The organism is Thermoactinomyces sp. DSM 45892, assembly GCF_900107305.1.
Classification (GTDB): Bacteria; Bacillota; Bacilli; order Thermoactinomycetales; family Thermoactinomycetaceae; genus Baia.
The window spans coordinates 101,106-117,554 of record NZ_FNPL01000004.1 but is presented as its reverse complement, the minus strand read 5'-3'; the positions used below and the strand labels follow the sequence as shown (position 1 = coordinate 117,554).

Sequence of the window (16,449 nt, the reverse complement as noted above, 5' to 3'; positions counted from 1 at the left end):
TCGGGAAGAAAGAATGGATTCTAAATGAGAAGCTAGAAAATGTGTTAAACACAGACGTTACAAGGGGACCCACGGGATCGGCAGGTGCCACAGGACCGACAGGACCATCTGGAGGACCTCCTGGACCAGCTGGGGCTACCGGGCCTCAAGGACCGGCAGGGCCGACGGGGGCGATTGGAGCCTCAGGGGACACTGGACCTGCAGGTGCTACCGGGCCCCAAGGGCCGACGGGAACTTTTGTTACAGGTGATTTCTTATTTGTAGTTCAAGGAAACTCAGGCGCGAATGGTACGGTTCCACTCAGCTTTGGAGATACCCTCAACTTTATATCGGATACCTTAGAAATCACAGTAACGCCTGGATCTGCCATCGTGAAACTAGAAGTTCCCACAGGCGCTAACGGGGCTACTGGAGCTACTGGACCGACGGGCGCCGATGGCGCGGACGGCACTACGGGACCTCAAGGAAATACTGGGCCTCAAGGACCGACGGGCGCCGATGGCGCAGATGGTACTACGGGACCTCAAGGAAATACTGGGCCTCAAGGACCGACGGGCGCCGATGGCGCAGATGGCACTACGGGACCTCAAGGAAATACTGGGCCTCAAGGACCGACGGGCGCCGATGGCGCGGACGGCACTACGGGACCTCAAGGAAATACTGGGCCTCAAGGACCGACGGGCGCCGATGGCGCAGATGGCACTACGGGACCTCAAGGAAATACTGGGCCTCAAGGACCGACGGGCGCCGATGGCGCGGACGGCACTACGGGACCTCAAGGAAATACTGGACCTACTGGTAACACTGGACCTCAAGGGGCTACTGGACCTACTGGTAACACTGGACCTCAAGGAAATACGGGAGCAACAGGGCATACTGGACCTACTGGACCTACCGGACCGACGCCTATTGAGTTCGTTTATGTGGCAAATAACGGCGGAGGCCAAAACTCAGTATCTGTCATCAAAGGGGGAACCGATACAGTTGTCACAACCATACCGGTGGGAGCTGGCCCTAGAGATGTCGGAGTTAATCAAGCAACAAAGCGAGTCTATGTATCAAATAACAGCTCGAATACCGTGTCCGTGATAAATGGAATTACCAACCAAGTCATTTCGACAATCACAGTGGCAAACTCCCCATTTGGTGTGAGAGCAAATTCAGCCACCAATACCATTTATGTAGTAAATAATTCTAATAATACTGTCTCTGTTATAAGTGGAAATACAAACACCATTATCACAACGATATCGGTTGGGGTAGCTCCAGTAAATGTGGCAATCAATGAAATAACGAATCGAATTTATGTATCAAACACGAATGCAGTTTTCCGAAACGTAACTGTCATTGATGGAAGTACAAATACAGTTACGGCAACGATTCCGGTTGGAGTAAATCCTCAAGGTCTGGAAGTAAATGAATTAACAAACCGAATCTATGTACCAAATTTTTCCGCGAATACTGTATCCGTCATTGATGGAGCCAACAACTTAATCATCGCTACGGTAAGCACTGGAGTAAATCCGAACGATACTGGGGCCAATGCACGAACAAATTCTATCTATGTACCATGTCAATTTTCAACCGGTCGCTCTGTAAGCGTGATTGATGGGGTTAGCAATCAAGTCATTGCAACGATAACAGTTGGAACGAACCCAACGAATTCTCTAGGCGTGGCGGAAACAAATCGAATCTATATATCAAATAACAGCTTGCGTAATGTATCCGTCATCGATGGAACTAGCAATTTAATCATTGCAACAGTAACAGTAGGAGCTAACCCACGGGGGCTTGGGGCACTCTTATTATAATAAGATTCATCATTGAAATGAGCTCGAAACGTTAGACACAAAGATGGAAGCAATAAATAGGGTATGTGTTCAGTATTGAACTGGACTCATACCCTTTTGTTTCGTTTTCAGACGCAAACCCTATACACCTACTTGCGTTTTCGCGAAGAAAAAGGGGGTTACATCTAATCGTTTGTATCTCTATTTCGTTGTAAAGCCAAGTAGCATTTCCCGAATCAGTTTCGCTGCTGTAATCGGCGTTTGCTCGGTTGGATCGTAGGCTGGAGCGACTTCTACTAAATCTGCGCCCACAATCATCAAGTCTGACTTCGCTATCGCATGGATGGATGCTAATAACTCTTTGGTTGTGATGCCGCCCGGTTCAGGGGTGCCTGTACCCGGCGCATGTGCTGGATCGAGTGCATCGATATCAATGGTCACATAGACTGGACGGCCTGCTAGTTCGGGTAGACAGGACGTAAGCGGCTCTAGCACGTCAAATGGGAAAAAGTGAATGCCTGCTTCCTCTGTGTAATCCACTTCTTCTTTCGTCATCGAACGGATTCCAAACTGATATACATTGGAGCCACCTATCAACTCCGAAATCTTGCGAAGCGGGGTAGAGTGGGAGTAGGGCTCTCCTTCGTAGTCAGTGCGCAGGTCAGCGTGTCCATCGATGTGGATAATAGCTAGATCTGGATAGCGTTTATAAACCTCTTGCACAACTGGCCACGTTACTAGATGTTCGCCGCCCATCCCGAGAGGCATCTTTCCTGCATCGAGAACACGGCTTACGAAATCTGCAATCTGGGCAAGGCTCTTCTCGGGATTCCCGAAAGCAAGGGGAATGTCACCAGCATCATAGTAAGCGATTTCATTTAATTCGCGACGTAGATAGTGGCTATATTCTTCGTGAACTAGGGATGCCTCACGAATTCGAGGAGGGCCGAAGCGAGAGCCGGGGCGAAAGCTTACAGTCCAGTCCATCGGCATTCCGTATAAGACGGTGGTAGATTCCTTAAAGTTATCTGTAGAACCGATAAAGACATTTCCTGAGTACTTTTCTTCGAAACGCATGTGCCTACTTCTCCTCTTTCACTGTTAACTCACGTACAAATTGAGGGAGTTCGAACACCGTTTTATGAATCTCTGGACGATAGTATTTGGTATTTAGTAGCGGTAGTTCCCGTACATCCACATCTAACGGATCATATTTCTTCGATCCGATGGTAAAGCTCCAAAGTCCAGATGGATACGTTGGGATACTTGCAGTGTAAAGACGAGTGATCAGGAAGGTAGCCGATAAATCAGCAAATACACGGCGGATGAGGTCTCGGTTAAACCACGGGGATTCCGTTTGTGCGACCATGATTCCGTCTTCTTTTAGAGCCTCGCGAATCCCTTCATAAAAGCCTTTTTCAAACAATCCCACTGCTGGGCCAACAGGCTCTGTGGAATCAACCATGATGACATCGTATTTATTTTTATTTTCGGCGATATGCTTAATGCCGTCTGCTACTTGAATATCGACACGAGCATCTCCAAATAGGCCAGTAGCAATCTCTGGGAAGTACTTCTTCGATGCCTCAATCACGCCTCCATCGATCTCTGCTAGAACGGCCTTTTCGACGGAAGGGTGTTTTAGAATCTCGCGAATCACGCCACCGTCTCCTCCCCCTACTACTAGCACGTTCTTCGGATTCGGGTGTGTATTCATCGCGATATGCGTAATCATCTCGTGGTAAACAAATTCATCTATATCCGTCGTCATCACCATACCGTCTAGGACAAGCATATTCCCAAACTGCTCCGTTTCGATTACGTCTAGTGATTGGAAATCGGTTACCTCGTGATGCAACGTTTTATTGATTTTCGTCGTAATTCCGTGATTCGGAGTCTGCCGTTCCGTATACCATAGCTCCATTTGTGGCTTTTCCATATGTAATCCGTCCTTTCGTTGACAACAATCCTCAATAAGAATACCACAGAGAGGAAATGCACGTAAATAAAGGTATGAGTCCGGTTTAATACCGAACACATACCCTATAGGTTGCTTCATCCTCATGTCTAATTTTTTGGGGTTTACTTCAATTATCACCTATTTCCTGTATCGATAGGCCTTATGTCGTATTAGCGATTCTCGTTACAAGTAAATAAGCATTTATTTCATTCGGATTAGCCCCTGATATGGTCTGATTGCCTGATGAAGAATTGATTACAGAGACGGTCTGGCCAGCTGAGAGATTCCTAAAGTATTCTCCAAACACTTGCCAAGCCGAACCTGCTTCCGATGATGAATAATGAAATTCTCCCTGAGGAATACGAGTACCGTTAATAGCTCCAGACCATTGTAATGCATTGTTCGCGGATCCAGTACGTGCTGTAGTAACTTGGAAAGAGATTCGATACGATCCCGCGACATTGATTGTGATATTAGGAGAGGCATATGGCGTATTAGCTGTACCGAAATTATCTACAAATGGCACAAAGGCATTACTAGCAAGTACCTGATTACTACCGGTAAAAACAACATATCGGAAAGCATCAGAGATTGGTGGTCCCGTAGACCCTTGGGGTCCGATACCTCCTGGGGAGCCGGCACTTCCTTGAAACCCTCTTCCTCCTTGCGGGCCGGGGCCTCCTTGCGGGCCTCCTCCCCCTTGAAGCCCAGTGCTACCTTGGGGTCCTCGCCCTCCTTGCGTTCCGGTGCCTCCTTGCGGGCCGATGCCTCCTTGGGGACCTGGTCCTTGAGGTCCAGTGCCTCCTTGGAAACCAGTGCCTCCTTGGAAGCCGATATTCCCTTGGAATCCTCTCCCCCCTTGCGGACCGACGCCTCCTTGAGGTCCAGTATCTCCTTGAAATCCAATGCCTCCTTGGAAACCGATACCTCCTTGCGGGCCAGTTCCTCCTTGGAAGCCAATACCTCCTTGGAAGCCGATGCCTCCTTGCGGACCAGTTCCTCCTTGCGGGCCGATGCCTCCTTGCGGGCCAGTTCCTCCTTGCGGGCCAGTATCTCCCTGAGGTCCAGTTTCTCCTTGAGGTCCAGTAGGACCTGTGGGGGCCTCTAGCCTTACATTAGCGGAGCCAGGGGTTACGACAATTTCTAACGTATCGGATAGAAAATTTAAGGTCTCTCCAAAGCCGAGTGGAACGTTTCCGTCAGCACCTGAATTTCCTTGGACTGTAAAGAGGAAGTCACCTGTCGCGATCGTCCCAGTAGGTCCTGATACACCTTGAGGTCCTATAGCCCCTTGGGGTCCAGTATCTCCTATCGGTCCTGCAAATCCCTGAGGCCCCTGAGGTCCTCCCGGCAGCCCTTCGGGTCCAGGTGGTCCTTGAGGCCCTGGTGCCCCCGTCGGAGTGTCTTCTCCTTCTAGTACGTTTGCTAACTTTTCATTTAAAATCCATTCTTTCTTAGTGATGGTGCTTAGCGTATCACGGACGCTCTCATTGATCGTGAGTATGTCCTCAAGTGAGGGTTGAAAGGCTGTGGACACCCCGGGGAGAGTCCCTAAAGTGTATTGAAGCTTCTCCCCCTCGGCATTAATGATATGACTTAGGCCTAATTCTTCCAAAGCAATCGATGATAGTAATAAATTCACTGCATCATCTCTCGTAATATTTATATTAGATGAAATGTTAGGGATATTAGCTTGAGACATGTTATACCTCCTTCCAGATAGTGTCATCCGAATAGATAAGCCCCATTATGGCGCATTGCCGATTCTCGTTACAAGTAAATAAGCATTTGTTTCATTAAGGTTTGCACCTGATATGGTTTGATTTCCTCCTGAAGTGTTTTGTACAGAGATTGTATTTCCAGGATTTAGAACTCTAAGGTATTCTCCATATACCTCAACGTTTGCAGTTGTATCACCTGTGGATATATGAAATTCTCCCTGAGGAATACGAGTACCGTTAATAGCTACTGTCCATTGTAACGAATTGGATCCAGCATTAATCCGCGCTGTAGTAACTAAAAAGGCAATTCGATAAGTTCCCCCGACGCCTATTGTGATATTAGGTGCGGCATACGGTGTATTAGATGTGCCGAAACTATCAGCAAATTGTACAAAAGCATTATTTGCAACTGTAACATTACCACCGGTGACAATCACATATCGAAGAGCAGTACCTGGTGGTCCCGTCGGTCCAGCAATCGTTCCTGGCGTGCCTTGGGGTCCGATAAATCCTTGCGGTCCTGGGGTCCCTTGCGGTCCTGGAGGCCCTTGCGGTCCTGGAGGCCCTTGCGGTCCCGTATTTCCTTGCGGTCCTAGAGGCCCTTGCGGTCCTGGAGGCCCCTGCGGTCCCGTATTTCCTTGCGGCCCCGTAAATCCTTGCGGTCCGATAAATCCTTGCGGTCCTGAAAGCCCTTGCGGTCCCGTATTTCCTTGCGGTCCTGTCGACCCTTGGGGGCCGACTTCCCCTTGAGGCCCCGTGGCTCCCTGAGGTCCTATCGATCCTTGGGGTCCTATCGATCCTTGGGGTCCGGTTTCCCCTTGGGGGCCTATTTCTCCCTGAGGCCCTATCGATCCTTGAGGTCCTTCGTCTCCTTGCGGTCCAGTTAGACCTTGAGGGCCTATTTCTCCTTGGGGGCCTGTAGGCCCTACCGGTCCTTGAGGTCCCGTCGGTCCTTGCGCATCTTCAGGAACCTCTATATTCACGAGGGCAGAACCAGGGATTACATTTATATCTAACGTATTAGATATAAAGTTGATTAGATCTCCAAAACCGACTGGAGCACTTCCGCTCACGCCTGTATTCCCTTGAACTAAAAATAAGAAATCACCTGTGGCAAAAGACCCTGTATCTCCTACTGGCCCTTGAGGCCCAGTATCCCCTTGGGGTCCCGTCAGCCCTTGAGGTCCTACTGGTCCCTGAGGTCCTGGCGGCCCTCCGGATGATCCTGTGGCTCCAGCTGGCCCTTGAGGTCCCGTTGGCCCTATCGTAACAGCTGCACCTAACACATTGACTAACTTCTCGTTTAAAATCCATTCTTTCTTTCCGATTACATTAATCGTATCGCGGACATTTTCGTTAATGAGAAGTAGTTCACTGAGGGTTGGCTGAATGGCTGCAGATACTCCAGGAAGAGTTCCGAGAACGTATTGAATCTTTTCACCCTCGGCATTAATAATATGACTGAGACCTAGTTCTTCTAACGCAATCGATGAAAGTAACAAGTTCACTGCATCTGCTCTCGTAATATTTATATTAGGTGTAATATTAGGGATATTAGCTTGAGACATGCTATACCTCCTTCCGAATGATTTCGATTATGGCGTATCGCCGATTCTCCATACACTTAAAAAGGCGTGTGTGTCAGTACCATTCGCACCAGATATAGTTTGACCATTTCCTGAAGTATTGATTACAGAAACTGTAGTTCCAGCATTTAGAACCCTAATATATTCTCCGCGGACTTGAAGATTTGCAGCACTATCAATTGATTGGATATGAAATTCTCCGTTAGCAATCCGAGTACCATTAAGACCTACAGTCCACTGTGATGGACTGGTAGCGGTCCGAGCTGTAGTAGCTAGGAAAGATATGAGATATATTCCCGCGACAGCGACTGTTACGTTAGGTGAAGCATATGATGTATTCGCTGAACCGAAAACATTTCCAAATGGTATGGCAGCATTGGCAGCAACCCCCTGAGCAGCTGCAGTAAAGCCAACAATTCGAAAAGCTGGGGTGACTGCTAACCCGGTCGGTCCTTGTGGTCCTGAATTTCCTTGTGGTCCTGTATTTCCTTGCGGTCCTGTATTTCCTTGCGGTCCGTTATTTCCTTGTGTTCCTGTATTTCCTTGTGGTCCGTTATTTCCTTGTGTTCCTGTATTTCCTTGCGGTCCTGAATTCCCTTGCGGTCCTGTATTCCCTTGCGGTCCTGTATTTCCTTGCGGTCCTGTATTTCCTTGCGGTCCTGTAAACCCTTGCGGTCCTGTATTTCCTTGCGGTCCTGTATTTCCTTGCAGTCCTGTAAACCCTTGCGGTCCCGCGTCTCCTTGCGGTCCTGTATTTCCTTGCGGTCCTGTTTCTCCTTGTGGTCCCGTAAACCCTTGTGGTCCCGTGTCCCCTTGCGGTCCTGTAAAACCTTGTGGTCCCGTAAAACCTTGTGGTCCCGTAAATCCTTGCGGTCCCGTGTCTCCTTGCGGCCCTATGGGTCCGATCGGTCCTTGTGAACCCGTCGGTCCTTCCTCACCTGTAGGAACCTCCATTCTTACATTAGCGGAACCAGGTGTTACGGTAATATCTATCGTATCGGATATAAAATTTACGATATCTCCAGAACCGACTGGAACATTTCCATCTGCACCCGAGCTTCCTTGAACCAAAAATAAGAAATCACCTGTGGCAAAAGGTCCTGTTGGCCCTGCTAGTCCCTGTGGCCCTTGAGGTCCCGTATTTCCTTGAGGCCCCGTAATGCCATCTGGTCCCTGGGGTCCCGTCGGTCCATCGGATGGCCCTGTAGCTCCTGTTGGTCCTTCGATCCCCGTGGGTCCTCTCGTAACATCTGTGCCTAACACATTGATTAACTTCTGGTTTAGAGTCCACTCCTTCTTTCCGATTACATTAATCGTATCGCGGACGCTACTGTTAATCAGGAGCAGGTCATTAAGAGTGGCTTGAAAGTTGGTTGAGACTCCAGGGAGCGTTCCGAGAACGTACTGAAGCTTTTCTCCCTCAGCATTAATGATATGACTAAGTCCTAACTCTTCTAACGCAATCGATGATAAAAGCAAATTCACTGTATTGTCTAACGTAAGTGAAATAGTAGGGCAAATATTAGGAATATTAGCTTGAGACATGTTGTACCCCCTTTCAGATGATTCCTAATATTTGTATGCTTGGACACTATAACCCGAACTAATACATTTGTACCTAATTCCAAAAAAAACAGTTCTCCAAGTGTAAAATAGGTATATTCTACCACCTGTTACTTCCGCATAATACTCTCAATCTAGGGCATGTGAACTAGGATATCCGCTCACAACCCCTACCCCCACCTGACGCAAACACCTATATGTATTTGATGAATAACCGCTATATCTGTCCCACCATCATCGGCACATTTTTCTCTATTTACGCAACAAACCCTTCTGAAAAACACAATCAGAAGGGCCTTCGTGTCTACCTTTTTAGATTCACTTCTCATAGACAGGTTTTATTATGACTGATCGATGATTCTCATGACAAGTAAATAAGCACTTGTTTCACCATCCTGACCTGCTATGGTTTGATTATTTGTTGAATCATTCATTACAGAGACTGTATCGGTAGCATTCAGATTCATATAGTATTCCCCAAATATTTGCAGATTACTAGTTGCAGATAGAGCAAATACTCCAGTAGGAATAGGAGCACCATTAATAGCTCCAGTCCAGAAACAATCAGAACTTGCCATAACTGAAGTAACTTGAAATGATATTCGATACATTCCTGTGACACCGATCGTTATATTAGGTGCAGCATATGGCGTATTGGCTGAACCGAACTTATCTCCAAATGGCACAGTGGAACCACCAGGAACGTCCAGATTACTACCCGTATAAATAACATATCGAAAAGCATCAGAGATGGATGGTCCAGTAGGTCCAGTAGGTCCTCTTCCTCCTCCGGGCGACCCTGTTGCTCCGGAGAGACCTGTTCCTCCGGGGAGTCCTGTTCCTCCGGGGGGACCTGTTCCTCCTCCGGGGAGTCCTATTCCTCCGGGGAGTCCTGTTCCTCCAGAGAGTCCTGTTCCTCCAGGGAGTCCTGTTCCTCCGGGGAGTCCTGTTCCTCCGGGGAGTCCTGTTCCTCCGGGGAGTCCTGTTCCTCCAGGGAGTCCTGTTCCTCCGGGGAGTCCTGTTCCTCCGGGGCTCCCTGTCCCTTGAGGCCCTATGGCTCCTTGGGGGCCTGCTGATCCTTGGATTCCTATGTTACCTTGAGGTCCGGTCCCTTGGAGGCCTGTTCCTCCGGGGAGTCCTGTGGCTCCTTGCGATCCTATTCCTCCTTGCGATCCTATTCCTCCTTGAAGGCCTGTGGCTCCTTGAGGTCCGGTAGCCCCTTGGGGTCCTATTCTGCCTTGAGGTCCTGTTCCTCCTCGCGGTCCTATTCCTCCTTGAAGGCCTGTGGCTCCTTGAGGTCCGGTAGCCCCTTGGGGTCCTATTCTGCCTTGAGGTCCTACATTTCCTTGAGGTCCTGTCGATCCTTGAGGTCCAATCCCTCCTTGAAGTCCTGTTCCTCCTTGAGGACCGGTTTCTCCCGTCGACCCGGTAGAGCCTGTATGAACCTCTAGTCTTACATCGGCGGAACCAGAGGTTACCGTAATGTCCAACGTATCGGATAGAAAGTTGAGTGTATCTCCGAAACCGAGTGGCACACTTCCACCTGCTCCTTCATCCCCTTGAACCACAAATAGGAAATCACCCGTAGCCATCAATCCTGTAGCTCCTGATGCACCTTGAGGACCGGCATTCCCTTGAGGACCAGTCGATCCTGTCAATCCTGCGAATCCCTGGGGACCCTGAGGACCTCCTCCTGAAGGCCCTATGACTCCCGGTGGCCCCTGAGGCCCCGGTGGCCCCGGCGAAGCGTCTTCTCCATCTAATACGTTTTCTAACTTTTGGTTTAAAATCCATTCTTTTTTCGTGATGGTACTTAGCGTGTCACGCACACTGGTGTTGATCGAAAGTAAGTCTGTAATCGAGGGTTGAAAAGTGGTTGAGACTCCGGGGAGAGTTCCGAGAACGTACTGAAGCTTTTCTCCCTCGGCGTTAATAATATGGCTGAGTCCTACTTCTTCTAACGCAATCGATGACAGTAATAGATTCACTGCATCATCTCTCGTGACAGAAATATTAGGTGAAATATTAGGAATATTCGCTTGGGACATGTTATACCTCCTTTCAAATAATTCCGATTATGGTACATCACTGATTCTCATCACAAGTAAAAAAGCACTTACTTGAGAAGTCGCACCTACTATGGTTAGAGTACTTCCGGAAGTATTCATTACAGAGACTGTATCGGTAGCATTTAGAGCTATAAGATATTCTCCGTTTACTGAAAATACTCCATTTACGCCACTTTCTACATGGAATTGTCCCTGAGGAATCGGAGTACCATTAATAGCTACAGCCCATCGTAATACACTGACTGACCTGTTTGCTTGAACTTGAAAAGCAATTCGATAGGTTCCCGGGACATTGATTGTTATATTATTGGTAGCATATGGTGTATTGGATGTGCCGAAATTATTGGTAAACGGTATAGTACTCATATTAGAAACTGGAACATTACCGCCAGGAACAACAACATATCGAACAGCAGATGCAACCGCTGGTGGCCCCATCGTTCCTGTAATAGATCCTATCGGTCCTTGAGGCCCTGTCGATCCTTGGGGTCCGGTTAGCCCCTGAGGTCCTGTCGGTCCTTGAGGGCCCGTATGGCCTTGAGGTCCTGTCGGTCCTTGAGGGCCCGTCGGCCCTTGAGGTCCTGTCGATCCTGGGGAGCCCGTCGATCCTTGAGGTCCTGTCGGTCCTTGGGGGCCCGTCGATCCTTTTAGTCCCGTCGGTCCTTGAGGGCCCGTCGGTCCTTGGGGGCCTGTGTCTCCGAGGAATCCAGTGGGTCCTTGGGGGCCCGTCGATCCTTCAGGTCCCATCAGTCCTTGAGGGCCCGTCAGTCCTTGAGGGCCCGTCAGTCCTTGAGGGCCCGTCAGTCCTTGAGGGCCCGTCAGTCCTTGAGGGCCCGTCAGTCCTTGAGGCCCTGTCGATCCTTGGAGTCCGGTTAGCCCCTGAGGTCCTGTCGGTCCTTGAGGGCCCGTATCGCCTTGAGACCCAGTATCGCCTTGAGGGCCGGTATCACCTTGGGGTCCGGTTAGCCCCTGAGGTCCTGTCGGTCCTTGAGGGCCCGTATCGCCTTGAGGTCCGGTCGGTCCTTGAGGGCCCGTATCGCCTTGAGGGCCTGTCGGTCCTTGAGGTCCGGTGTCGCCTTGAGGGCCCGTCGGTCCGGTTTCGCCTTGGGAGCCCGTCGATTCTGTAGGTACTTCGATCCGTACATCGGCGGAACCGGGTGTTACCGTAATCTCCAGTGTATCCGATAGAAAGTTTAGTGTATCTCCGAAGCCGAGTGGCACACTTCCGCCTGCTCCTGCATTCCCTTGAACCAAAAATAAGAAATCACCTGTAGTAAAAGACCCTGCCAGTCCTACTGGCCCTTGAAGTCCCGTTGGCCCTTGAGAACCAGCAAGCCCTTGAGATCCTACTGGTCCTTGAAGCCCTGGCGGTCCTCCTGATGACCCTGTCGGTCCCGCTGGTCCTTGGGGTCCCGTTGGTCCTGCTGTGACGGGTGTACCTATCGTATTTGCTAACTTTTCGTTTAAAATCCATTCTTTCCTTGTGATTACATCGATCGTGTCGCGAACGCTTTCATTAATCAGGAATAAATCGCTAATGGAGGGTTGCAGGTTAGTTGAAACTCCAGGGAGTGTTCCGAGAACGTATTGGATTTTTTCCCCTTCGGCATTAATAATATGGCTAAGGCCTAGCTCTTCTAATGCGATCGAGGAAAGCAACAGATTTACTGCACCTTCCCTCGTAACGGAAATAGTAGGTGAAATATTAGGTATATTGGCTTGAGACATGTTATACCTCCTTTCAAATGATTCCAATTACGGCGCATCGCCGATTCTCATTACACGTAATAAAGCAGGTATAGTACTACTTCCACCCAAACGAGTAATGAGTTGCGAATTCCCTGCAGTATTGATTAAAGAGACCCTAATTCCAGCCTGTAGAGCCATCATGTATTCTCCTCGTACTAGAGCCAAGGTATCATGTCCACCTTCAAAAAATTGTCCCTGAGGAATAGGAGTACCATTAATACCTACAGTCCATCGGATGTCCCCATGGTCGGTGGTTACTGTAATTTCAAAAGCTATACTATATATCCCCGGGACAGTGATGGTTATATCAGGTGCAACATATGGTGTATTGGGTGTACCGAATCTATCAGTAAATGGTACAGTTCCATTCGCATTCAAATCAAGAATCCGTTGATTAAAAACAACATACCGAATGGCAGTAGAGACGGGTGACCCGGCCGGTCCAGTAGGTCCCCCCAGACCTTGCGGTCCTGTATTCCCTTGCGGTCCTGCGTTCCCTTGAGGGCCAGTGTTCCCTTGAGGGCCCGCGTTCCCTTGAGGACCGGTAGCTCCTGGGGTGCCGGTGTTCCCTTGTGATCCCGCGCTCCCTTGTGATCCCGCGTTTCCTTGAGGACCGGTAGCTCCTGGAGTGCCAGTGTTCCCTTGGGGGCCTGTGGCTCCTGGGGATCCTGTGACTCCTTGAGGGCCTGTGGCTCCTTGTAATCCCGCGTTCCCTTGAGGGCCTGTGACTCCTTGAGGGCCTATCTCCCCTTGAGGGCCCGTAGCTCCTTGAGGGCCTGTGGCTCCTGGGGATCCTGTATCCCCTTGAGGGCCTGTCAATCCCTGAGGGCCTATCTCCCCTTGAGGGCCCGTAGCTCCTTGAGGGCCTGTGGCTCCTGGGGATCCTGTATCCCCTTGAGGGCCTGTCGATCCCTGAGGGCCTATCTCCCCTTGAGGGCCCGTAGCTCCTTGGGGGCCCGTGGCTCCTAGGGAGCTGCCTGTAGCTCCTTGAGGGCCTGTAGCTCCTTGAGGGCCTGTGGCTCCTTGAGGGCCTGTGGCTCCTTGAGGGCCTGTAGCTCCTTGGGGGCCCGTAGCTCCTTGAGGGCCTACAGGTCCCCTCGGCCCGTCAGCACCTGTAGGAACTTCTAGCCGTACATTGGCAGAACCGGGTGTTACCGTAATGTCTAATGTATCGGATAGGAAATTTAGGGTATCACCAAAGCCGAGTGGAACATTTCCGTCTGCGCCTGATTCCCCTTGAACCAAAAATAAGAAGTCGCCTGTAGCAAAAGACCCTGTCGGTCCTGTTAGCCCTTGAGGCCCTACCGGCCCTTGAGATCCAATCGCTCCCATCGTTCCTTCTGGTCCCTGAGGTCCGGGAGGTCCTCCTGATGGCCCTAGGGGTCCCAGTGGTCCCTGAGGTCCTGTTGGTCCACTCATAACGTCCGTACCTAACACGTTGACTAGCTTTTGATTTAAAGTCCATTCTTTCTTTCCGATTACATTAATCGTGTCACGAACACTTGCATTGATCCTAAGTAAGTCTGTAATCGAGGCTTGAAAGGATGTTGTCACTCCGGAGAGCGTTCCGAGAACGTATTGAAGCTTTTCTCCCTCAGCATTAATGATATGGCTAAGTCCTAATTCTTCTAACGCAATGGATGATAATAGCAGATTTACTGCATCTTCTGTCGTAATGGAAATAGTAGGTGAAATATTAGGGATATTGGCTTGAGACATGATATACCTCCTTCCAAATAATTCCTAATATAGATATTCATTGCTAATAACATCTGAACTAATGCATTTGCCTAAAATTTCATGGATACTGATTCTTCCACTAAAGAAATAGGTATATTCTATCTGTTACTTCCGCATAATACTCTCGACCTAGGGCATGTGAACTAGGACATTAGTAGCGAGAGGAAGCGACAGCTAGAATGGGAATCCAGGTAGAATCACTGCTTGAAAAAACAAAAGCCTACAAATGGTACAAACAGAGTGCCTACTGGATCAAATGCGTATTCATCGGATTCGCGATTCTTTGCGTTGCTTTATTCCTGTTCCTGCTATACCTTCGCTCACAACCCCTACCTCCACCCGACATCTCCGCTACTACTTTCTTATATGATGATCAGGGGAATGTACTAGATCAGATGGATGCTGGGGAACATCGTGAAAAAATATCACTACAACAAATCCCGAAGTATCTAATAGATGCTACATTAACGGCAGAAGATCGTGATTTTTTTGAGCACCATGGATTTTCCTTTCGTGGCATTACCCGCGCTCTTCTCGTAAATCTAAAACAATTTCGCGTCGTTCAAGGAGCTAGTACCATTACCCAACAACTAGCACGAAATCTCTATCTTTCCCACGATCGGACTTGGTCCCGCAAGGCGAAAGAAGCGATGCTTACTACTCAACTTGAGCTCCACTTCGATAAAAAAGAATTATTGGAGATGTACTTTAATGAAATCTATTATGGAAACGGTGCATACGGAATCCAACGAGCAGCCCAAGAATATTTCCGCAAGGATGCGAAAGACCTGAACCTATCCGAATGCACCTTCTTAGCAGGTATCCCACGAGGGCCATCTGTTTATTCGCCATATCAGCATTTTCAGCGGGCCAAAGAACGCCAACGATCGATTATCGAGCAAATGTCTGGGATGAAGCTAATTACGAAACAACAAGCGAAGGAAGCCGAGCAGTATACACTAGCCCTACAGCCTCCACTCCCTAGTCAAAAGAGTAAGGCAAGCTATTTTCGAGATTATGTGATTCAGACAGCTGTAAACCAATTAGGTTTTGATGAGGAATTAGTGAGGCATGGTGGTTTGCGCATCTATACAACGCTTAATACGCAGATGCAGAAACAAGCCGAGGAATCCTTAGTAAGCCAAGTGGGACGAGTCCCGAACCTACAAGGGGCACTTCTTTCTGTCGATGCACATACGGGAGCGATTAAAGCGATGGTAGGCGGAAAGGATTATCAAGAATCGCAGTTTAATCGTGTGTTTGCTCGTAGACAACCTGGTTCTTCCTTTAAACCCATCGTCTATTTAACCGCGCTGGAAAAAGGGATTCCCCCCACTCAGAAAATCGTAAGTGCTCCCACTGCATTCACGTACAATGGGGAAACATATACACCAGGTAATTTTCAAGATATCTATGCCCAGCGTCCGATCACGATGCGGGAAGCCATCGCCAAATCAGATAATATCTATGCGGTAACCACTCAGTTTCAAGTGGGGATCGATCAGGAGATCGAAACGGCACGGAAACTAGGCATCCATAGCTCGCTAAATGCAACCCCCTCTTTAGCTCTTGGAAGCTATGAAGTAACTCCGTATGAGATGACAGAGGCGTATACGACGATCGCCAGTTCGGGTGACCATAAGCCTCTTACAGGCATCACGAAGATTGTAGATTCATTTGGTCACGTTCTCTATCAAAATCAACCTGAATCGAAGCAAGTATTTTCGCCTAGCTCTACCTATGTGCTCACTTCCTTGATGCGCAGTGTATTTGATACGGGCGGAACAGGTCAGCGCGTGCAACAAATGTTTGCTCATCCGGCCGCTGGAAAAACAGGCACCACGGACTGGGATGGCTGGTTAGTCGGATATACACCTGACCTAGTAACCACGGTATGGGTCGGATTTGATCAAAACCAAAAGTTAAATCATAATCAGGCCAAGATCTCACAGCATGTCTGGGGGCGCTTTATGGGCCAAGCGACTCTCGGAAAGCCTAGTAAAATCTTTGCAGTGCCGAGTGGTGTAAAAGCGGTATACATCGATGATGAAACAGGAAAGTTAGCTCATCCAGATCAAAAAAATGCACGGCTTGAATACTTCGTCGCCGGCACCGAACCAACCGAGTACACAGAGGCACCAGAGAGTGCGAATTCAGAGCCTTCTTTATGGGATCGCATTAAGAAATGGTGGTCGGATTAAATTACAGAAGACGAAAAACAGGGCCTTTCCCAGTCTAAATTGGGTTGGCTCTGTTTGTATGTGAAGCATA

10 protein-coding genes are annotated in these 16,449 nt (G+C 49.0%); 2 read left to right on the top strand and 8 right to left on the bottom strand.

The genetic code is table 11. From position 1 onward, the window contains the following. Positions 1-41: 41 nt before the first annotated feature. Complete coding sequence (locus BLU58_RS17255; RefSeq protein WP_093291035.1) at positions 42-1,811, top strand: hypothetical protein; 1,770 nt, start codon at positions 42-44, stop codon at positions 1,809-1,811. 180 nt (positions 1,812-1,991) lie between these two features. Here the strand turns inward: BLU58_RS17255 and speB are convergent, their stop codons facing one another. The 8 genes from speB to BLU58_RS17140 form a co-directional block, all read right to left on the bottom strand. Then, entirely contained in the window at positions 1,992-2,867 is an 876-nt protein-coding gene (gene speB, locus BLU58_RS04515; protein ID WP_093291034.1) for an agmatinase, read from the bottom strand. 4 nt (positions 2,868-2,871) lie between these two features. Next, positions 2,872-3,714: a polyamine aminopropyltransferase gene (speE, locus tag BLU58_RS04510; protein WP_093291125.1), complete on the bottom strand. Its 843-nt coding sequence runs from the start codon at positions 3,712-3,714 to the stop codon at positions 2,872-2,874. A gap of 196 nt (positions 3,715-3,910) precedes the next feature. Continuing rightward, positions 3,911-5,452, bottom strand: coding sequence for an alpha-helical endospore appendage domain-containing protein (locus tag BLU58_RS16040; RefSeq protein ID WP_143123700.1), 1,542 nt, complete (start codon positions 5,450-5,452; stop codon positions 3,911-3,913). Between the two features lie 45 nt (positions 5,453-5,497). Beyond that, the gene (locus BLU58_RS04490) at positions 5,498-7,039 is read right to left on the bottom strand and encodes an alpha-helical endospore appendage domain-containing protein (RefSeq protein WP_093291031.1); all 1,542 of its coding nucleotides are present in this window, start codon (positions 7,037-7,039) and stop codon (positions 5,498-5,500) included. A 27-nt stretch (positions 7,040-7,066) separates the two neighbouring features. Continuing rightward, positions 7,067-8,602 (bottom strand): alpha-helical endospore appendage domain-containing protein, encoded by a 1,536-nt coding sequence (locus BLU58_RS04485; RefSeq protein WP_093291030.1) that lies wholly within the window; start codon positions 8,600-8,602, stop codon positions 7,067-7,069. Positions 8,603-8,961: 359 nt separating this feature from the next. Continuing rightward, positions 8,962-10,668: an alpha-helical endospore appendage domain-containing protein gene (locus tag BLU58_RS16305; protein ID WP_176786493.1), complete on the bottom strand. Its 1,707-nt coding sequence runs from the start codon at positions 10,666-10,668 to the stop codon at positions 8,962-8,964. A gap of 27 nt (positions 10,669-10,695) precedes the next feature. Continuing rightward, complete coding sequence (locus BLU58_RS17145) at positions 10,696-12,417, bottom strand: alpha-helical endospore appendage domain-containing protein (RefSeq protein ID WP_093291029.1); 1,722 nt, start codon at positions 12,415-12,417, stop codon at positions 10,696-10,698. 27 nt (positions 12,418-12,444) lie between these two features. Next, positions 12,445-14,157 (bottom strand): alpha-helical endospore appendage domain-containing protein, encoded by a 1,713-nt coding sequence (locus BLU58_RS17140; protein ID WP_093291028.1) that lies wholly within the window; start codon positions 14,155-14,157, stop codon positions 12,445-12,447. 200 nt (positions 14,158-14,357) lie between these two features. Here BLU58_RS17140 and BLU58_RS04465 point away from each other — a divergent pair, with 200 nt between their 5' ends. After that, positions 14,358-16,379: a transglycosylase domain-containing protein gene (locus tag BLU58_RS04465; protein WP_093291027.1), complete on the top strand. Its 2,022-nt coding sequence runs from the start codon at positions 14,358-14,360 to the stop codon at positions 16,377-16,379. The last annotated feature ends 70 nt before the right edge of the window (positions 16,380-16,449 follow it).